The organism is Lentzea sp. JNUCC 0626, from assembly GCF_043632865.1.
Classification (GTDB): domain Bacteria; phylum Actinomycetota; class Actinomycetes; order Mycobacteriales; family Pseudonocardiaceae; genus Lentzea.
In genome coordinates this window covers 4830484-4850369 of record NZ_CP171635.1, presented here as the reverse complement: position 1 = coordinate 4850369, position 19886 = coordinate 4830484, and the positions used below count along the sequence as shown (strand labels likewise).

Annotated in this window: 16 protein-coding genes; 7 read left to right on the top strand and 9 right to left on the bottom strand. The window is 68.3% G+C overall.

Translation table 11 applies throughout. From position 1 onward, the window contains the following. The first annotated feature begins 2 nt into the window (after positions 1–2). A complete protein-coding gene (locus JNUCC0626_RS21340) occupies positions 3–1295 on the top strand; it encodes an MFS transporter (RefSeq protein WP_394621543.1) in 1293 nt (430 codons plus the stop codon). Next, complete coding sequence (locus tag JNUCC0626_RS21335; RefSeq protein ID WP_394621542.1) at positions 1292–2839, top strand: helix-turn-helix domain-containing protein; 1548 nt, start codon at positions 1292–1294, stop codon at positions 2837–2839. Before JNUCC0626_RS21340 ends, JNUCC0626_RS21335 begins: the two co-directional genes overlap by 4 nt. On the opposite strand, the gene JNUCC0626_RS21330 is transcribed toward JNUCC0626_RS21335, so the two are convergent. From JNUCC0626_RS21330 to JNUCC0626_RS21310, 5 genes are all read right to left on the bottom strand, one after another. Further along, positions 2819–4294, bottom strand: coding sequence for an APC family permease (locus tag JNUCC0626_RS21330; protein ID WP_394621541.1), 1476 nt, complete (start codon positions 4292–4294; stop codon positions 2819–2821). The two genes, JNUCC0626_RS21335 and JNUCC0626_RS21330, sit on opposite strands and share 21 nt — an antisense overlap. Beyond that, on the bottom strand, positions 4295–5764 hold the full coding sequence (locus tag JNUCC0626_RS21325; protein WP_394621540.1) for a GMC family oxidoreductase: 1470 nt from the start codon (positions 5762–5764) through the stop codon (positions 4295–4297). Continuing rightward, the gene (locus JNUCC0626_RS21320; protein WP_394621539.1) at positions 5761–7203 is read right to left on the bottom strand and encodes an aldehyde dehydrogenase family protein; all 1443 of its coding nucleotides are present in this window, start codon (positions 7201–7203) and stop codon (positions 5761–5763) included. Before JNUCC0626_RS21320 ends, JNUCC0626_RS21325 begins: the two co-directional genes overlap by 4 nt. An 80-nt stretch (positions 7204–7283) precedes the next feature. Next, the gene (locus tag JNUCC0626_RS21315; RefSeq protein WP_394621538.1) at positions 7284–8387 is read right to left on the bottom strand and encodes an NAD(P)/FAD-dependent oxidoreductase; all 1104 of its coding nucleotides are present in this window, start codon (positions 8385–8387) and stop codon (positions 7284–7286) included. After that, positions 8384–8704 (bottom strand): bifunctional 3-phenylpropionate/cinnamic acid dioxygenase ferredoxin subunit, encoded by a 321-nt coding sequence (locus JNUCC0626_RS21310; RefSeq protein ID WP_394621537.1) that lies wholly within the window; start codon positions 8702–8704, stop codon positions 8384–8386. The genes JNUCC0626_RS21315 and JNUCC0626_RS21310 overlap by 4 nt, the downstream gene beginning before the upstream one ends. Before the next feature lie 119 nt (positions 8705–8823). Between JNUCC0626_RS21310 and JNUCC0626_RS21305 the strand changes: the two genes are divergently transcribed. Further along, on the top strand, positions 8824–9594 hold the full coding sequence (locus JNUCC0626_RS21305) for an IclR family transcriptional regulator (protein ID WP_394621536.1): 771 nt from the start codon (positions 8824–8826) through the stop codon (positions 9592–9594). Here JNUCC0626_RS21305 and JNUCC0626_RS21300 read toward each other — a convergent pair. Both JNUCC0626_RS21300 and JNUCC0626_RS21295 read right to left on the bottom strand, forming a co-directional pair. After that, positions 9591–10325 carry a hypothetical protein gene (locus tag JNUCC0626_RS21300; protein ID WP_394621535.1) on the bottom strand — a complete coding sequence of 245 codons (735 nt, stop codon included), beginning with the start codon at positions 10323–10325 and terminating at the stop codon, positions 9591–9593. The genes JNUCC0626_RS21305 and JNUCC0626_RS21300 overlap by 4 nt on opposite strands. Further along, on the bottom strand, positions 10322–11137 hold the full coding sequence (locus JNUCC0626_RS21295) for a hypothetical protein (protein WP_394621534.1): 816 nt from the start codon (positions 11135–11137) through the stop codon (positions 10322–10324). Before JNUCC0626_RS21295 ends, JNUCC0626_RS21300 begins: the two co-directional genes overlap by 4 nt. Positions 11138–11311: 174 nt before the next feature. Between JNUCC0626_RS21295 and JNUCC0626_RS21290 the strand changes: the two genes are divergently transcribed. Genes JNUCC0626_RS21290 through JNUCC0626_RS21275 form a run of 4 tightly spaced genes read left to right on the top strand, consistent with a single transcriptional unit; the run spans position 11312 to position 16194 of the window. After that, complete coding sequence (locus JNUCC0626_RS21290) at positions 11312–13678, top strand: GcvT family protein (RefSeq protein ID WP_394621533.1); 2367 nt, start codon at positions 11312–11314, stop codon at positions 13676–13678. Beyond that, on the top strand, positions 13675–14772 hold the full coding sequence (gene solA / locus JNUCC0626_RS21285) for an N-methyl-L-tryptophan oxidase (protein WP_394621532.1): 1098 nt from the start codon (positions 13675–13677) through the stop codon (positions 14770–14772). The genes JNUCC0626_RS21290 and solA overlap by 4 nt, the downstream gene beginning before the upstream one ends. Further along, positions 14769–15881 (top strand): aromatic ring-hydroxylating oxygenase subunit alpha, encoded by a 1113-nt coding sequence (locus JNUCC0626_RS21280; RefSeq protein ID WP_394621531.1) that lies wholly within the window; start codon positions 14769–14771, stop codon positions 15879–15881. Before solA ends, JNUCC0626_RS21280 begins: the two co-directional genes overlap by 4 nt. A 43-nt stretch (positions 15882–15924) precedes the next feature. Beyond that, positions 15925–16194 (top strand): hypothetical protein, encoded by a 270-nt coding sequence (locus tag JNUCC0626_RS21275; RefSeq protein WP_394622072.1) that lies wholly within the window; start codon positions 15925–15927, stop codon positions 16192–16194. Positions 16195–16197: 3 nt separating this feature from the next. Here the strand turns inward: JNUCC0626_RS21275 and secA2 are convergent, their stop codons facing one another. Next, positions 16198–18483 (bottom strand): accessory Sec system translocase SecA2, encoded by a 2286-nt coding sequence (gene secA2 / locus JNUCC0626_RS21270; RefSeq protein WP_394621530.1) that lies wholly within the window; start codon positions 18481–18483, stop codon positions 16198–16200. A gap of 95 nt (positions 18484–18578) precedes the next feature. Then, positions 18579–19880 carry an MFS transporter gene (locus JNUCC0626_RS21265; RefSeq protein WP_394621529.1) on the bottom strand — a complete coding sequence of 434 codons (1302 nt, stop codon included), beginning with the start codon at positions 19878–19880 and terminating at the stop codon, positions 18579–18581. Positions 19881–19886 lie beyond the last annotated feature (6 nt).

Genomic DNA, 19886 nt, shown 5'->3' with positions numbered 1-19886 from the left:
CGATGATCAAAAAAGTGGTAGGCGCCTCGCTCATCGGGACAACTGTCGAGTGGTACGACTTCTTCCTCTACGGGTCTGCCGCCGCGCTGGTGTTCAACAAGCTGTTCTTCCCGACCGCGGACCCGCTGACCGGCACGCTGCTCGCGTTCACCACGTACGCGATCGGCTTCCTGGCGCGCCCGCTCGGTGGCCTGGTCTTCGGCCACTTCGGGGATCGCTTGGGGCGCAAGAAGTTACTCGTGCTGTCGTTGCTGCTGATGGGTGGCGCGACGATGCTGATGGGCGTGCTGCCGACGTACGCGTCGGTGGGCGTGCTGGCGCCGTTGCTGCTGACCTTGCTGCGCCTCGTCCAGGGGTTCGCGCTGGGCGGCGAGTGGGGCGGGGCCGTGCTGATCGTGTCGGAGCACGGTGACCCGAAGCGGCGCGGGTTCTGGGCGTCGTGGCCACAGGCCGGGGTGCCGTGCGGGAACCTGCTCGCGACGGGCGTGCTGGCGGTGCTCGCGGCCGTGCAGTCGGACGCCGACTTCCTCGCGTGGGGCTGGCGGATCCCGTTCCTGCTCTCGGGTGTGCTGGTCGTGATCGGCCTGTGGATCCGGCTGTCGGTGTCCGAATCGCCGATCTTCCTGGCGGCCCAGGAGAAGCGCGCCAAGGAGCCCGTGCAGGAGAGGGCGCCCGCGCTGGAGTTGCTGAAGCACAACTGGCGCGAGGTGCTGATCGCGATGGGCGCGAGGTTCGCCGAGAACGTGTCCTACTACGTGATCACGGCGTTCATCCTCGTCTACGTCGTCACGGGACTCGGGCTGTCGAAGTCGGTGGGGCTCAACGCGGTGCTCATCGCCTCGGCGGTGCACCTCGTGACGATCCCGGTGTGGGGCCATCTCTCGGACAGGTTCGGCCGCAAGCCGATCTACCTGCTCGGGACGGTCGGCATGGCCGTGTGGATCTTCGTGTTCTTCGCGATGCTCGACACGAAGGACCCGGTGCTGATCACGGTGGCCACGACCGTCGGCCTGGTGCTGCACGGTGCGATGTACGGGCCGCAGGCCGCGTTCTTCTCGGAGTTGTTCGGCACGCGGGTGCGGTACTCGGGTGCGTCGGTCGGTTACCAGCTCGCGTCGATCGCGGCCGGTGCTCTCGCCCCGTTGATCGCGACGGCCCTGTTGCAGGCGTACGGGTCGTCGGCGCCCATCGCGGTGTACGTGGTGATCACGTGCGTGATCACGTTCGTGTCGGTGCTGCTGGCCCGCGAGACCCGTGGTGCGGATCTGGAGGAACGTGACAGGGTTGGGGTGTGACACGACGGCGTGAGGCCGAACTGGCGGCGTTGTTCGAGACCGCGTCCGAGCTCGCGGGCATGCGAGACCCGGACGCGGTGCTCCGCTCGATCGTGCGCAGAGCCCGGACGCTGCTCGGGACGGACGTCTCGTACCTGTCGATGAACGACCCGGCCGGCACCTACATGCGGGTGACGGACGGGTCGTTCTCGCCGTTGTTCCAGAAGGTCAGGCTCGGGCTCGGCGAAGGGCTCGGCGGGCTGGTCGCGCAGACCGCCCGGCCGTACGCGACGTCCGACTACTTCGCCGACGCCCGGTTCAACCACACCAACCCGATCGACTCGGCGGTGCACGACGAGGGCCTCACCGCGATCCTGGGCGTGCCGCTGAAGCTCGACTCGAAGGTCATCGGCGTGCTGTACGCGGCGGACCGGACCACGCGGGAGTTCCCGGCCGAGGAAGTGGCGCTGTTGCAGTCGCTCGCGGACCACGCGGCGATCGCGATCGACACGGCGTCGTTGTTCGCGACCATCCAGTCGCACAACGAGGCCATGAAACGGGCTGAGGAGGCGCACGACCGGTTGACGGACCTGGTGCTGCGCGGGGGTTCGTCGGCGGAGGTCGCGGCGGCGGTGGGGGAGTTGCTCGGCGGGCCGGTCGAGGTGCTCGACGCCGTGCCGCCCAACGCGGTGCGGGCCAACGGCCGGGCCGTGCTGCTCGGTGATCTGTGGGTGTGCGCGGTGCTCGCAGGATCGGAGCTGCTGGGCGGGATCGCGCTGGCGGGCCGTCCCGATCTGACGGACGCGGACCGGCGGTTGTTCGAACGGTCGGCGGCGGTGACGGCGTTGTTGTTGCTGCTGCGGCGGACCGTGGCCGAGGCCGAGAACAAGGTCCGCGGTGAGCTGATCACCGACATCCTGGACGGGCGGGACGCGACCGGGCTGGTGGCGCGGGCCCGGCGGGTCGGCGTGGAGCTGTCGGATCCGCACGTGGTGCTGGTGGCGGACGGGAACCTGTCCGGGGCGACGCACTACGCGTCCGTCCACAGGGGACTGGCCGGGGCGCGCGGGCGGGACGTCGTGCTGGCGTTGCCGTCAGCGTCGACGCACGTGGCGCGCGAGGTGGCCAAGGCGCTGGACGCGACGGTCGGGGCGTGCGGGCCTGTCGCCGGGCCGGTGGCGATCGCGGCGGCCTACGAGGAGGCGCGGCGGTGCCTGAAGGCGTTGCGGCAGCTGGGACGCGAGAAGGACGCGGCGACGTTGGACGACCTCGGGTTCGTCGGTGTGCTGCTGGGGGATCGCGCGGACGTCTCGGGGTACGTGCGGTCGGTGCTCGGGCCGGTGCTCGACTACGACACCGAACGCGGCACGGAACTCGTGCACACGCTGGAGGTCTACTTCCGCTGCGGCGCGAACCTCAGTCGCGCCAAGGCGGAGCTGCACCTCCACGTCAACACGGTCACGCAACGACTCGACCGGGTCACGTCGTTGCTCGGCGACTGGCAGTCGCCGGACCGCGTGCTGGAGGTGCAGCTCGCGTTGCGGCTACTTCGCCTGCAGGGCTGAGTTCTTCTCGACGGGGATCGCGTCGCCCGCGGCCGCGTCGGAGTTGCCGAACGGCTTGGCGATCAGCATGTACACCAGGCCGATGCCCACGACCAGGACACCGCTGAGGATCACGATGTAGTTGTCGTACCAGGGTGCGTCCGGGGTGCGCGGCCACACCATGTTCACCATCGCCGCGACGCCGTACGCGAGCGCCAGCACGTTGACGATCAGGCCCCACCGGCCGAGCGTGAACTCACCCGACGGCTGCCAGCCCTTGAGTCGCGCCCGCAGCGCCGCGAACACCACCATCTGGAAGCCCAGGTAGATGCCGAGCGTCGCGAACGACACGATCTTGTCCAGGGCGTTGGTGGACAGCATCGACGCGACCACGATGGCCGCCGGGATGACCCCGGCGAGGGCCAGCGCGTACGGCGGGATGTGGCGCTTCTTGTTGAACTGCGCGAGTGCCTTATGCCCGAACAGCATCTTGTCGCGAGCGTAGGAGTAGGTCAGGCGGGACGCGGCGGCCTGCAGCGACATCGTGCAGGACAGGAACGAGATCAGCACGACCGCGATCACGATCTTGTAGCCGACCGGGCCGAACGCGTTCGTGAGGATGTTCGTGACCGGGTCGGCGTCCTCGCCGGAGATGACCTTGCCGAAGTCCGGCACCGCGAGCAGCAGCGACAGGCACGCGAACGTGGCCGCCGCGCCGCCGATGTAGATGGTGCGGCGCATGGCCTTCGGGATGACGCGGCCGGGGTCCTTGACCTCTTCCGCGGTGTCGCCGCACGCCTCGAAGCCGTAGTACTGGTAGAGACCGATGATGCCGGCCGCGAAGAACGCGGGCAGGTAGCTGCCGGAGCCCTCCGCGCCGAAGCTGTCGAACAGCACGCCCAGGCCGTGCACGCGGTTGTCGACGAGCAGCCAGATGCCGACGACCAGCGCGCCGACGATCTCCGCGGCGAACCCGAAGATCGCGGCCCAGCTGAGCACCTTCGTGCCCGCGTAGTTGATCAGCGTCGACACCGCGATGATCGCGATCGCGCACAGCACGGTGTTGCCGACGTTCGCCGTGTACCCGAGAAGTGTGGCCAGATAAGGACCTGCGCCGTAACTGACGGAGGCGATGGTGACCAGCAGGGCGAGCATGTACACCCAGCCGGTCATCCACGCCCAGCGCTTTCCCCACAGGCGGCGTGCCCAGGGGTACACGCCGCCCGCCACCGGGTACTGCGCCACGAGCTCGCCGAAGATCAGCGCGACCAGGAACTGGCCGACGCCCGCGACGACGAAGCTCCAGATCATCGGCGGACCGCCCAGGGCCAGCGCGACACCGAACAGCGTGTACGTGCTGACCACGGGGGAGAGGTAGGTGAAGCCCAGCGAGAAGTTCGCCCAGGGACTCATGTCCCGCTTGAACTCCGAGGTGTAACCGAGATCCTTGAGCCTGTCTTCCGCTGTGGCTGTCATTTACGCCTCCTTGATCAGGTCCGCGGCGCGTTCTCCAATCATGAGGACGGTGACCATGGGGTTCACCGTCGGCATGGTGGGGAACACGGACGCGTCGACGACCCGAAGGCCTTCGAGTCCGAGAACTTTCAGGTCACCGTCCACAACGGACCCGATGGCGCACGTGCCGGCGGGGTGGTAGACGGTGTGGGCGGCCTTGCGGCCGTACTCCGACAGGGCCTCGTCGCTCGTGACGTCCGGGCCGGGCGCGATCTCCCGCTTGAGCCACGACTTCAGCGGCTCCTGCGCGGCGATCTCACGGGCGATCCTGAACCCGTCCACGAGCGTCTGCTCGTCGTAGCCGTCGGGGTTCATGAAGTAGCCGAAGTCGAGCTGCGGCTTCTCGGTGGGGTCGCTGGAGTTCAGCCACAGCCTGCCCTTGCTGTGCGGCCTGGGGATGTTCGGCGTCATGCAGACCCCGTGCTCCACCGCCGGGTAGCCGAGGCGTTCCGTGTTGGTGGTGAACGGGATCTGGTAGAAGTGGAACATCAGGTCCGGCCGCGGGTCGGACTCGTCGCGCCGGATGAACAGCCCGGCGTCGGAGTCCATCACCGAGTTCTCCGGCAACGGCTTCGTGGTCTCCCACACGATCACCGACTCCGGGTGGTCGAGCAGGTTCTCGCCGACACCCGGCAGGTCGTGCTTGGGCTCGATGCCGATGCTGCTCAGGTGTTCGGCGTCGCCGACGCCCGAGAGCATCAGCAGCCGGGGCGTGTCGATCGCGCCCGCGCAGAGCAGCACCTCCTTGTTGGCTTCGACGTAGCCCTTGTCGGTGTGCACGCCGATCGCGCGGGTGCCGTCGAACTCGATCTTGCTGGTCCACGTGTTCAGGAGCAGCGTGAGGTTCTTGCGCTCCAGGATCGGGTGCACGTAAGCGGTCGAGGCGCTGGAGCGCTGGTTGTTCTTCTCCGGGTGGTACGCGATGGAGAAGAAGCCCACGCCGTCCTGGAACGGCTTCGAGTTGAAGTTGTCGATCTCGGGGACGCCGGTGGCCTGTCGCGCGGACGCCACGAAGTCCTTCGCGATCGGGTTCCTGTCCTTCTCCACCACCGGGATGATGTTGAGCTGGACCTTGTCCCAGTACGGGCCGAGCGCGTCCCACGTCCAGCCGTGGCCCCAGTCGTCGAGGTCCTGCGGCAACGGCTGGAAGCAGATCAGCGTGTTGTGGCTGGAACACCCGCCGAGCACCTTCGCGCGGCTGTGCCGGATGTGCGAGTTGCCGCGCGGCTGTTCGACCGTCGGGTAGTCGTAGTCGTACTCGGTCTCGAGCAGGTTGATCCAGTTGCGCAGGTTCAGGATCTTCTCGTCACCGACGTCGGACGGGCCGCCCTCGATGACCGCGACCGTCACGTTCTCGTCCTCGGTGAGCCTGGCCGCGAGCACGCAGCCCGCCGTTCCGCCGCCGACGATCACGTAGTCATATGCGGTCACTTGGTGGAGTCCTTTCGCGCGAACCAGTTTTGGGCTGCCGGCTTGAGGTTCTGGTACACGTGCTTGGGCTCGGTGTACTCGTGCAGACCGGCGGTGCCGAGTTCGCGGCCGACGCCGGAACGCTTGAAGCCGCCCCACTCGGCCTGCGGCAGGTAGGCGCCGAACTCGTTGATCCAGACCGTGCCGTGCCGCAGCTTCTTCGCGACGCGCTGCGCCTTCTCCAGGTCCTGGCTCCAGACACCGCCGGCGAGGCCGTACTCGGTGTCGTTGCCGAGCATGATCGCCTCGTCCTCGGTGCTGAACCGCTCGGCCGTGATGATCGGGCCGAACGTCTCGTCCTGGACCAGCTTCATGTCCCTGGTGCAGTCCGCGTAGACCGTGGGGCGGAAGAAGAAGCCGTTCTGCAGCTCGGCTTCCTCGGGCCGCTTGCCGCCTGCCTTGAGGGTCGCGCCTTCCTGCTTGGCGACCTCGACGTAGCTCTCGACCTTCGCGCGGTGCTCGGCGCTGACGAGCGGACCGGACTCGGTGTCCTCGTCGAAACCGTTGCCCAGCTTGATGAGATCGGTCCGGCGCGTGACCTCGTTCACGAAGTCGTCGTAGATGTCGGTGTGCACGACGAGCCGCGTGCCGGACGAGCACACCTGGCCCGCGTGGAAGAACGCGGCGGTGAGCGCGTAGTCGACGGCGGTGTCGATGTCGGCGTCCGCGAAGACGATGTTCGGGTTCTTGCCGCCGAGTTCGAGCGCGACCTTCTTCACCGTGCCCGCGGCCGACGCCATGATCCGCTGACCGGTCGCGAGGCTGCCGGTGAACGAGATCAGGTCGACGTCGGGGTGCTCGGACAGCGGCGCGCCGACCTCGGGCCCGGTGCCGAGGACGAGGTTCGCGACGCCGTCGGGCAGCCCGGCTTCCGTCATGAGCTCGAACAGCTTGATGGTGCTGAGCGGGGTGATCTCGCTGGGCTTGGCCACCAGCGTGTTGCCGGCGAGGAGAGCCGGCGCGATCTTCCAGGAGATCTGGAGCAGCGGGTAGTTCCAGGGGGCGATCATGCCGCACACGCCGACCGGTTCGTAGTCGATGCGGCTGATGACGTTCTCCGGCACGCCCTGCACGATCTTGGGGTGCAGCAGTCCGGCGAGGTTGCCGTAGTAGCGGAACACGGCGGCGACGTCGTCCACGTCGATGCGGCTCTCCACCAGCGTCTTGCCGGTGTCGAGCGTCTCGGTGCGGGCGATGTCCTCCTTGTCGCGCTCCAGGAGGTCCGCCACGTGGTTCAGCACGGCGGCGCGGTGCTCGGGGCTCGAGTGCTGCCAGTCGCCGTGGTCGAAGGCGTGCCGTGCCTTCGCGATCGCGGCGAGGGCCTGGTCGCGGGTCTGCTCCTCGACCTCGGTGATGACGCTCTGGTCGAAGGGGTTGATGATCTGCCGCACCGGCGACACGGACTGCCTCCCTGGTTCATGTGTCCACGAAGGACACTCGGGTATATCCGGTCGCCGGCGGGGATAAACCGTGACGACCGTTACTTCAGGTTCCGGCGGAGCCGGGTGAAGAGTCGGGCGTTGCTCATGGCCACAATGCCAACAATGTCGTCCGGGTTCTCACCGTCTCGATAGGTCGCGACGAACTTCCTGTCTTCAACGGACCCATCTTCGATGCGGACGTCGTCCGTCGCTCGCCCGATGAACTGGATGCGCACGCCGTACTGGTCGGACCAGACGTAGCCGCCCGCGGTGTGCGTCGCGACGGTCTCGCCCGCCAGCAAGTTGCGCGTGGCAACTTGCGCCTGTTCGGTCGCGGACGTCCAGTGCTCGGCCCGATGTCCGCCGCAGTTCGCGACGTCGCCGACCGCGACGATGTTCTTCACGTTCGTCACGCCGCCCGCGTCGCACAGCACGCCGTTGTCGATGTTGACGGGACCGCCTGTCAACCAGTCCGTGGCTGGACGCGTGCCGATGCCCGCCACGACCACGTCAGCATTGACGACACGTCCATCAGCGAGGTTGATTCCGCCGTCAACGTTGACTGAATCAACATTGATTCCGGTAATCAACGTTGATCCGTGGTCGCCGTGCAGATGTCCACATGCAGTGCCCATCTGTGCACCCAGTACACGGGTGAGTGGAGTGGGCAACGCCTCGACGACGGTGACGTCCTTGCCCAGTGCACGTGCGCTGGACGCGATCTCCGCGCCGATGAACCCGGCGCCGATGACGCCGATGTGCTGCGCGGTGCCGAACGCCTCGCGGAGCTTGACGGCGTCGTCGAGCGTGCGCAGGACGTGCGTGCCGGGGATCGTGCGCGGCAGTCCGCCGGTCGCGATGACGATGCCGTCGGCCGCGAGCGTGGTGTCGTCGCTGAGCGCGACCTCCTGCGTCGACAGCAGTCCGGTCGCCTTCACGCCGAGGCGCCACTCGGCGTTGACGGCGTCGAGGTCCTCCTGGTCGGCGAGCGGCACGGCCTCGACCTTGCCGAGGAGGAAGTCCTTCGACAGCGGGGGCCGGTCGTAGGGGAGGTGGATCTCGTCGCCGACGACGACGATCCGTCCGTCGAACCCCTGCTGCCGCAGTGCCTGAGCGGACCTGAGGCCGGCGAGGGAGGCACCGATGATCGCGATCGTCTTCACGCCACGTCCTTGTTCACATCGACATCGACATAGACGACTCCATCCTGCACAAGAACCGGATGGGTCTTCACGGGTCTCTTGGCGGGCAGGCAGGTGGGCACGCCGGTGCGCAGGTCGAAGCTCGCGGCGTGCAGCGGGCACTCGACGAAGCACCCCTCCGGCCAGCCTTCGCTCAGCGAGGCGTCCTGGTGGGTGCACGTGTCGTCGATGGCGTAGATGGCGCCGTCGACGTTGAAGAGGGCGATCGGCGCGTGAGGGCCGACGATGCGAACCGCCTCCCCTGGGGGCAGGTCCATGAGAGCGCAGGCGCGGATCATCGTCGGCCTCCGTTGCGTAACACGGCACACGTTCCGAATGACGCAACACAATGTGAGCCTCGCGCGACCCGCCGTCAAGAGTCCAGCCGGTTGTTTTGCCTGTCGATTACTGTTGCGCGATGAGCAACTCCGACTCGGCAGCTCAGGTGCAGTCCGTGGACAGGGCCATCAGCGTGCTCGAACTGCTCGCCCAAGGCGAGGCCGGCATCACCGAAATCGCTGGTGAGCTGGGTGTGCACAAGTCCACGGTGTCCAGACTCGTCTCCGTGCTGGAGGCGCGTGGCCTGGTGGAGCAGCTCGGCGAAAGAGGCAAGTACGCCATCGGGTTCGGCGTGGTCAGGCTGGCCGGTGCCGCCACCGGCCGGATGGACCTGACCAAGCTCGGCCAACCCGTCTGCCAGACCCTCGCCGACTCGTTCGGCGAGACGGTCAACATCGCCGTGCACGACGCCGGCGTCGCCATCAACATCACCCAGGCCCGCGGCTCCGCGGCCGTCTCGGCGGTGAACTGGATCGGCCAGCGCACCCCGTTGCACGCCACCTCCTCCGGCAAGGTCCTGCTCGCTTACCTGCCGTCGGACGAACGCACGCGCCTCGCGTCGTTACCGCTCGACGCCTACACCGAGAACACGGTCGTGGAAGCCACACGGCTGCTGTCCGAACTCGACGACGTCGCGGCCAAGGGCTACGCGTCGTGTTTCGAGGAGCTCGAACTGGGGCTGCACGCCGTGGCCGTCCCGGTGCGCGGCCATCGCGGCGAGGTGGTGGCCGCGATGAGCGCTTCGGGTCCGTCGTACCGGCTGTCGCGGGAACGCGTGCAGGAGATCGTGCCCGCGATGTCGACGGCCGCCCAGGAACTCTCGGCGCAGCTCGGCTACTTCGCGGGCTAGTACCAGTCCGGGCGTTCCCACAGCCAGTCGTCGACGTCCGGCCAGGCCGCCCGGAGGCGGTCGGCGAGCGTGCCGCTGATCTCGACGGTCCAGTTGTGCGAGGTGTAGATGATCCAGTCGAGCGTCTCGTCGATCCAGACGGCCTCGACGCCGGTGTAGAACGCCTCGACCAGGTCGACGTCGATCAGGGAGACCGTGGTGCCGGGCTCCCTGATCTCGATCACCCGGCTGAGTCCCATGCCCCGCAACACCTCCGGCAGCAGCTCGGCGCCGGGGCCGTCGTCCTGCATCGCCGAGGTCGCGAGCCGCAGCATCCCGGCGGGCGCGTCGGCGTCGATCGTCGGCATCCACAGCCCAACCCGGTGGCCCCAGCGCTCGTGGAGCCGTCGGTTCCACACCGCGGCCTCCTCGTCGCCGAGCAGGCGTTCGTACGGCAGCGGCTCCACGGCGAAGTCCTGGTGCAGCCAGCTCCTGATCGCCTCGCGGAACAGCCTGCGTTCCTCGTCGATCACCTCCGCCTCGGCACCGGTGGCCCGCAGACTCTCGTAGCACGGGACGCCCGCCGCCGTGGCGAGCGCGGCCGCGAGCTGCCGGGGCGCGGGCAGGTCGTCCGGGTCGAGGCGGACGACCTCGGCCAGCATCGCGGCGACCACGCCGTAGGTGCGGGGCTGCTTTCCCCGACGGGAACGCAGGTAGTGCCGGGCCATCGTGTGCAGCGCGGTGGACTTCATCTCGCCGGCTGCTCCCAGTACGGGACCCAGGTCCAGTCGGCCACGTCCGGCCAGGAGGCGCGGAGGCGTTCGGCGAGAGTGCCACCGAACGCCACCGACGCCTCGTGCGAGGCGTACGCGATCCACTCCATCGTGTCGTCGGCCCAGATGCCTTCCGGGCCGCCCGCGTTGGTCGGCACGAACAGTTCGAGGTCCAGCACGTAGCCCGTGACGGCGAACTCCCGGATCTCGACCACCCGGCGCACACCCATGTCCCGCAGGGCCGCCTGGGCCAGTTCGGTGGCGGGGCCTTCCCACACCGCGTCGGAGTCGAGGGCGAGCACGTCCGGTGGCACGGGGCCGATGATCGGGTGCCACTCCATGCCGTCCAGCGGGCTGCCCCACCTCGCCTCGATCCGGCGACGCCACTCCAGCGCCTCGTCCTCACCCAGCGCGCGCCGGTAGGGCAGCGGTTCGACGACGAGGTCCTGGCGCAGCCAGTCCTTGACCGACCGGCGGAACAGCGCGCGCTCCCCGGCGCTCGCCTCGGCGTCGGCCGGGCCGAGGCCGGTCGTGAACATCGACTGCGCGGTCGTGGCCGCGGTGGAGAGAGCGCTGACGAGCTGATCGAGCGGCGGCAGGTCCTCGGGATCGAGCTTCTCGACCTCGTTCAGCAGCGCGGCCACCACTTCGCACCGGGGGTCGAGCCGCTCCGTGAGGGTGCCTCCGGGACCGGCCGCGCGCCTCAGGGCGGCCGACTGCTCGGCGTGCAGCTTCTCGTTGCGGCTCATCAGGTACCTGCGCGCCATCGTGTGCAGGGTCGCGGACTCCATCCGCAGATGATGCGCCACGGTCCGCGGCCGAACCTCCTCATTTATCCGGTTTCACGTGCCGTCGAACGCTGATCGCGCGAACGGCGGTATTGACAGTCAGAGGCGCTGACCGCACTTTGTTGCTGATAGCGGAACGAGTTCTGGTGACCGCAACTGTGGCGAAGGGGAGTCCTGATGCCTGGTGAAGTGCCGCGCGTGGTGCTCGTGGGGGCGGGGATCGTCGGGTGCGCGTTGGCCGACGAACTCACCGAAAGAGGCTTCACCGACGTCACGGTGCTCGACCAGGCGAGCGGACTCGCGGTCGGCGGGTCGAGCGGGCACGCCCCCGGCCTGGTGTTCCAGACCAACTCGTGCCGCAGCATGACCCAGTTCGCCCGCTACACCGTCGAGAAGTACACCGCGCTGGGCTGCTTCGACCAGGTCGGCGGCCTCGAGATCGCGACCAGCCCCGAACGGCTCGCGGACCTGCGCCGTCGGCACGGCTGGGCCACGTCGTGGGGCGTCGAGAGCCGGTTGATCGACGCGGACGAGGTCGCGCGGCTGCACCCGTTGCTCGACCGCGAACAGCTGCTCGGCGGGTTCCTCATCCCGAGCGACGGCCTCGCGAAGCCGGTGCGGGCCGCCGAGATCCAGGCGGGCCGGGCGATCCAGCGCGGGGCGCGGTTCCTGTTCGGGCAGAAGGTCGTCGCGGTCGAGACGAACGGTGACCGCGTCACGGCCGTGCGGACCGAGACCGACGTGTTCGCCGCCGACATCGTCGTCTCGTGCGCGGGCATGTGGGGCCCGGTGCTGGGCGAGATGGTCGGGCTGACCGTGCCGCTCGTGCCGATGGCGCACCAGTACGTGTTCACCGGCTCGCTGAACGCCGACCCCGAGGCGTTGGCGCGGCAGCCGATCCTGCGGCACCAGGAAGCCGACCTGTACTTCCGCTCGCACGGCAAGGCGCTCGGCATCGGCGCGTACGGGCACAAGCCCATGCCGATCAGCGCCAAGGACATCACCGCGTCCGAGCTGCCGTTCACCAAGGAGGACTTCGAACCGTCCTGGGAGGCGGCGGTCGACCTGATCCCGGCACTCGCCGAGGCCGGGGTGGACCACGGGTTCAACGGGCTGTTCTCGTTCACCAGCGACGGCATGCCGTTGCTCGGCGAGCACCCCGGACTGCGCGGCTTCTGGGTCGCGGAGGCCGTGTGGATCACGCACTCCGCCGGGGTCGCGCGCTCGATGGCCGAGTGGATCGTGGACGGCCAGCCCGAGCTGGACCTGCACTCGAGCGACCTCAACCGGTTCGAACAGGTGCAGCTGGCCCCGGACTACGTGCTGGAACGCAGCTGCCAGAACTTCGTCGAGGTCTACGACCTGCTGCACCCGTTGCAGCCCATGGAAAGCCCGCGGCCGATCCGCACCAGCCCCTTCCACGGCCGCCAGCAGGCCCTCGGCGCGTTCTTCCTGGAGGCGTCCGGCTGGGAACGCCCGCACTGGTACGAGGCCAACGCCGACCTGCCCGAGGTCGCCGAGGTGCCCGCGCGCAACGACTGGGCGAGCCGCTACTGGTCCCCGATCTGCGGCGCCGAAGCCTTGGTGACGCGCAAACGCGTCGCGCTGTTCGACATGACCCCGTTGAAACGGCTGGAGGTCAGCGGGCCGGGAGCGCTGGAGTTCCTGCACCGCATGACGACCAACAACCTCAGGCGCAAGCCCGGCGCCGTCGTCTACACGTTGCTGCTGGACGAACAGGGCGGCGTGCGCAGCGACCTCACCATCGCCCGGCTCGGCCCGACGACGTTCCAGGTCGGCGCCAACGGCAACCTCGACCTCGACTGGCTCACCCGGCACGCGCCGGACGACGTGTTCATCCGGGACATCACCGCCGGAACGTGCTGCATCGGCCTGTGGGGCCCGCTGGCGCGCGACCTGATCAACGACCTCCCGCACACCCTCGACGTCGGCAAGGGCTACTTCACCGCGCAGCAGGCGTACATCAAGAACGTCCCGGTGACCGCGCTGCGACTGTCCTATGTGGGCGAACTCGGCTGGGAGCTCTACACCACCGCCGACCTCGGCCCGAAGCTGTGGGACACGCTCTGGGAAGCCGGGCAACGGCACGGAGTCATCGCGGCCGGGCGCGGCGCGTTCAACAGCCTGCGCCTGGAGAAGGGCTACCGGTCGTGGGGCACCGACGTCACGACGGAGCACGACCCGTTCGAGGCGGGTCTCGGCTTCGCGGTGCGCCAGGACAAGGAGTTCCTCGGCAAGGGCTCGCTGCACAACCTGACGTCCACCAAGAAGCTCACCTGCCTCACCATCGACGACCCGCACAGCGTCGTGCTCGGCAGCGAACCCGTGTTCCACCAAGGACAACCGGTCGGCTACGTCACCAGCGCCGCCTACGGCTACACGACCGGCCTCAACATCGCCTACGCCTGGCTGCCCAGCGAGATCGACGACGAGGTCGAGATCGAGTACCTCGGGCAGCGCGTCACCGCCCGTCCAGCCGCGGAACCTTTGTTCGACCCCGAGATGAAGCGGCTGCGGGGGTGACGTACGACGTCGTCGTCATCGGACTCGGCGGCATGGGCAGCGCCGCCGCGTACCGGCTCGCCCAGCGCGGCCTGCGCGTGCTGGGCCTGGAGAAGTTCACGCCCGCGCACGCCAGGGGCTCCAGCCACGGCGGCTCCCGCGTCACGCGCCAGGCGTACTTCGAGGACCCCGCGTACGTGCCGTTGCTGTTGCGCGCGCACGAGATGTGGGACCAGATCGAGCACGACAGCGGCGAACAGATCTTCCACCGCGTCGGCGGCCTCATCGTCGGCGCCCAGGACAGCGGCGCCATCACGGGTAGCCGGGCGAGCGTCGAGCAGTTCGGTCTGACACACGAGCTGCTCGACGCGTCCCGAATCCGCGAGCGCTTTCCCGCTTTCCGGCCCCTCGACGACGAGGTCGGCCTCTACGAACCGGGTGCGGGCTTCGTGGTGCCCGAGAAGTCCGTACGAGCCCACCTGGAGCTCGCCGCACAGGCAGGCGCGGAACTGCGTTTCGAGGAGCCGGTGACGCACTGGGAGCCCGGGAAGGTCACCACCGGCCTGGCGACCTACGAGACCGGGCACGTCGTCGTGTGCCCCGGCCCGTGGGCGCCGGAACTGCTGGCACGCCTGGAAGTTCCGTTTGAGATCGAACGCCAGGTGCAGTTCTACTTCACCCCGTCCGAGAGCCTCGCCGGCTACCCGATCCACATCTGGGACCGCGCGGACGGCACGAACTTCTACGGCTTCCCCGACCACGACGGCGCGGTGAAGGTCGCGTTCCACGACGGCGGCGAGATCTGCACGCCCGAGACGATCGACCGCACCGTGCACGCGCACGAGGTCGAGGCGATGGTGAACGCCGTGCGCCCGGCGGTGCCCGGTCTGGCCGGCACGTTCCAGCGCGGCGTGACCTGCATGTACAGCAACACCGCCGACCGGCACTTCGTCATCGCGCGCGACGAGGACGTGACGGTGGCGTGCGGTTTCTCGGGGCACGGCTTCAAGTTCGCGCCCGTCGTCGGCGAGATCCTCGCCGACCTCACGATCGACGGGGCCACGCGGCACCCGATCGCTCTGTTCGACCCTGCTCGTCTGAGAGGCGGAGCATGACCGGCAGCCTGATCTCCACCCTTGAAGGCCGCTACTACACCGACCCCGCGATCTTCGCGCGGGAACAGGCCTTCATCTTCGAGAAGATGTGGTTCTGCGCGGTGAAGTCGTCCGACCTGCCGAACCCGGGCGACTTCCGCACGGTCGAGGTCGGGCGGGAGAGCGTGCTGATCGCGCGCGACCGCAAGGGCGCCCTCAACGCGTTCCTCAACGTCTGCCGGCACCGCGGGGCGCGCATCTGCGTCGAGGAGGCCGGGAGCGTCAAACGCGCGTTCCAGTGCCCTTACCACGCCTGGACGTACGCGTTGGACGGAAACCTGATCGCCGCACCCAATCTCACCTCAATGCCGGACGTCGATCGCGTTGAGTACGGACTGTCGAAGGTGCACCTGCGCGAGTGGCTCGGATACGTGTGGGTGAACCTCGCGGACGAACCTCCGAGCTTCGAGGACGACGTGCTGAGCGCCGTCACCGAACGTTTGGGAACGCTCGACGCGATCGACGGCTACGAGATCGACCAGCTGTCCGTGGGCCGCCGGATCACCTACGACGTGAAGGCCAACTGGAAGCTCATCATCGAGAACTTCATGGAGTGCTACCACTGCGCGACGATCCACCCCGAGCTCACCGAGGTGCTGCCCGAGTTCGCGGACGGCTACGCGGCCCAGTACTACGTCGGGCACGGCGCCGAGTTCGGCGACGAGATCAAGGGCTTCACCGTCGACGGCAGCGAGGGGTTCGAGAAACTCTCCGCCCTGCAAGAGGAACGCGACAGGAAGTACTACGCGATCACCATCAAACCGCAGGTGTTCATCAACCTCGTGCCGGACCACGTGATCCTGCACCGGATGTACCCGATGGCCGCGGACAGGACGATCGTCGAGTGCGATTGGCTCTACGCCAAGGAAGTCGTGGACACCGGCCGTGACGTCTCTCGCTCGGTCGAGCTGTTCCACCGGGTGAACGAACAGGACTTCGAAGCCTGCGAGCGATGCCAGCCGGCCATGGCTTCGCGCGCCTACGCGCACGGCGGAGTGCTGGTGCCGTCGGAGCACCACATCGGCGGTTTCCACGCCTGGCTCGTCCAGAAACTGGAATCAGCCGACTAGGGGATCGACTGGTCACCCGTGCACGCGAAAGCTGGCACGGGTGATGGAGCAGAACGACTTCTTGCTCCCGGAAGGGGAGCACGATCTCCTCCGCCGCATCAGGCTGCTGGCCGAGCGCGCGGAACGGACGGCGCACAACAGGTCCAACTTCGTTGGGCCTCCGCCGTCGCAGGAGCACCTCGACATCCTGGCCGAGATCAGAGCCCTCTCCGAGGAGATGACCACCGCGACGGCAGCGGAAACGAGACGGGCCGGGGCGTTGCCCCGGCCCGCCAGACCGGCGGACGACCTCGTCGTCCCCGGGATGTTGTAGCTGTCAGCGGCGCTGTCCGCGCACCATCTTCACGAGACCCTTCATCGACTCCTCGAGACCGGAGCCGAACGGGTTGTCGTGCACCAGGTACGTCCACGTCGAGCTCGGGCGCTTCACCCCGGCGTCGGCGAGGTCGTAGCCGTCGTCGGTGATCTTGGCCGCCTCGTACTTCTCCTTGGTGAGCTCCCACGACTCCGGCACGATCTTGTTGAACGCCGGGATGGCCTCGCGGTGGAACTCGTCCAACGGGTTCTGCCGCGCCAGCGCACGCAGGTGGATGCCCTCGCGCAGGTCCGACAGGAACGTCAGGTGGTGCGTCCACAGGTCGTCGAGGAAGAACAGCGTGATCTTGCGGGCGGCGTCGGACGCCACCTCGTCGCTCACGCCCTCCTTCTCGCCGGCCTTCTCGAACGCCGCGTCCGTCTTCAGCACGACGTCGCGGTGCTTGAGCAGGATCTCGCGCTGGTGCTCGATGAGCTTGTTGTAGCGCCACGTGTTGCGGTGGATCTCCAGGTTCACGCCCTCGGCCACGCGCTGCGCGTGCTCGAAGGTGTGCAGCAGGCCCTTGTCGTGCACGCGGCCGTCGTTGTCCACTTCGGACGGGTCCTCGGCGTCCGGCGCGTACTGCGTGATCAGTTCGTCCTGCATGGACGAGAAGAACACCGAACCGCCGGGGTCGCCCTGACGTCCGGCGCGGCCGCGCAGCTGGTCGTCCAGGCGGGACGACGAGTGCCGGCCGGAGCCGATCACGTACAGGCCGCCGAGTTCGGCGATCCGGTCGTGGTCCTCGCCCTCGTGGCCGCCCAGGCGGATGTCCGTACCGCGACCGGCCATCTGCGTGGAGACCGTGATGCGCTGGTACGAGCCGGCGTCCGCGATGATCGTCGCTTCCTCGGCGTCGTTCTTCGCGTTGAGCACCACGCACTCGATGTCCGCGGCGCGCAGCTTGGACGAGATGCGCTCGGACTCGGCGACGTCGAGCGTGCCGACGAGGATCGGGCGGCCCGTCTCGTGGGCCTTCTTGATCTCCTCGACGATCGCGTCTTCCTTCTGCTCCAGCGTCGCGTAGAGGCGGAAGTGCTCGTCCTCGCGGATGTTCTCCTTGTTCGGCGGGATCACGAGCACCTCGAGCTCGTAGAACTCCCGCAGCGTCTCCGCGACGGCCACAGCCGTACCGGTCATGCCGCAGCGCGTCGGGTAGCGCGAGAGCAGCGCCTGCACCGTCATCGAGTCGAGGATCTCGCCGGACTCGGTGGTCTGGACGTTCTCCTTGGCCTCGACCGCGGCCTGCAGGCCGTCCGGCCAGCGCTGGAGCTTCGCGACGCGGCCCCGCGTGTCGTTGATCAGGTGCACCTTGCCGTCGCGCACGATGTAGTCGACGTCGCGGTGCAGCAGCACCTGCGCGTGCAGCGCCACGTTGACCTTCGACAGCGTCGACGTCACGTGCTCCTGCGAGTACAGGTCGATCTCGCCGAGCGCCCGTTCGACCGCCTCCGAGCCCGCGCCCGTGAGGAAGACGTTGCGCTCCTCGTCGTCGACCTCGTAGTGCAGCTCCTGCCGCAGCCGCTTCACCAGGTCGGCGATGACGGGGTCGGCCGCCTCCGCGCTGGTCGAGCCGGCGAGCACGAGCGGCACGCGCGCCTCGTCGACGAGCACCGAGTCGGCCTCGTCGATGAGCGCCACCTGCGGCTCGGGGACGATCAGGTCTTCCTCGCGGGTGACGATCCGGTCGCGCAGGACGTCGAAGCCGATCTCGCTGACCGGCGCGTACGTGACCTCGGCCTGGTACGCCTCGCGGCGCTCCTCGGGCTTCGAGCTGCCGTTGATCCAGCCGACGCGGACGCCCAGGAGCGCGTACAGCGGCCCCATCCACTCGGCGTCGCGCTGGGCGAGGTAGTCGTTGACGCTGACCACGTGGACGCGCTTGCCCTTGATCGCGAACCCGGCCGCGGCCATGGCGCCCGCGAGCGTCTTGCCCTCACCGGTCGCCATCTCGACCACGAGGCCGCTCAGCATGCCCAGCGCGCCCAGCACCTGCACGTCGAACGGCCGTTGCCCGATGGCGCGGTCCGCGGCCTCCCGGGTCAGGGCGACGAGCTCGGTGTCCGTGCTCTTCTCGCGCAGCTTCTCGGCGTGGGCCGTCAGCTCCTCGTCGCTGAACGCCTTGAAGGCCTCGGCGTGTTTCTCCACGTCCTGGAGCAGGGCCTGGAAGGGGGCGAGGTCGACGGAGCCCGGTTTCTGCGCGAACCTGCGCATCCGCTGCTTCAAGCGCGCCATGAGAGTGGTCACGACGCGCCAACGTACGGCATCGGCTCCAGGTTCCGCAGAGGTCTTGACTGTGAAGGCCCGATTTGTGCTTAAGGTCGGGCCTTCACAGCCTCTGATCAGGCCCGTTCCGGTTGGTGGGTCTCCGGCAGCTTGATCACCGACACGAGCGTGCACAGCCCCATGACCAGCAGGAACGCCGACACGGACATCGACGTGCCGGTCGCGCCCAGCAACGCCGTCATCACGAACGGCGTGCCGCCGCTGACCAGGATCGACGCCAGCTGGTACGCGAGCGAAGCACCCGAGTAGCGCACGTGCGGTTCGAACAGCTCACCCAGGTAGGCGGCGATCGGCCCGTACACGAGAGAGGACGCGATCCCTCCGACCGTGGACGCGATGAACAGCATCACGAGCGAGCCCGTGTCCACGAGCAGGAAGTACGGGAACGCCCACACGATCAGTCCGACGGTGCCCGCGATGATCAGCGGACGGCGTCCCAGCCGGTCGCTGAGGTGCCCGGCGTAGAGGATCACCGGGATGCTCACCACCGACGACAGCAGGCTCACGACCAGCACCGACTCGCGACTCAGCCCGAGCGTCGTGGTCGCGTACGACAGCACGCCCGCGATCGACACGTAGAAGATGGCGTTGGACGCGAACATCAGCCCCGCACCGAACAGGATCGGCTTGCGGTGCGTCCTGAGGGCCTCCTTCAGCGGTGCGTGCACGACGGCCGGTGCGTTCGCACGGCGTTCCTGAAGGTCACGGAACACAGGGCTGTCTTCGACCTTGAGCTGGATGAACAGCACCACGGGGAAGAGGAGCGCTGACGCCAGGAACGGCACGCGCCAGCCCCACGACGCGAAGGCCTCCGGCGAGAGAGACGTCGTCGCACTGATGAACGCGACGTTGCCCAACAACACCCCGATCGGCACACCGGCCTGCCCGAACGTGCCCGCGAACCCGCGTTTCCTCGGCCCCGCCGACTCGGTCAGCAGCAGCACCACGCCACCCCACTGCCCGCCGACCGCGATGCCTTGCAGAAACCGCAGCAGCACGAGCAGGAGAGGAGCGCCCACACCGATGCTCGCCGTCGTGGGCAGCAGACCGATGAGGAACGTCGCGCCGGCCATCAACGCGAGGCAGATGACCAACGCCGGCTTGCGGCCGACCTTGTCACCGACGTGCCCGAACACCAGGCCGCCGATGGGGCGCGCGATGAAGCCCGCCCAGAACGTGCTGAAACTGAGCAGCAACGCCACGATCGGCGTCGCCTCCGGGAAGAACAACTTGGGGAACACCAGGGCCGCGGCTGTCGCGTAGATGAAGAAGTCGTACCACTCAAGGCTGGACCCGACGAGTCCAGCCGCCATGAGCTTGCGCAGGGTCTTCTTTTCCGCAGGGGCGACACTGACCACGGAATC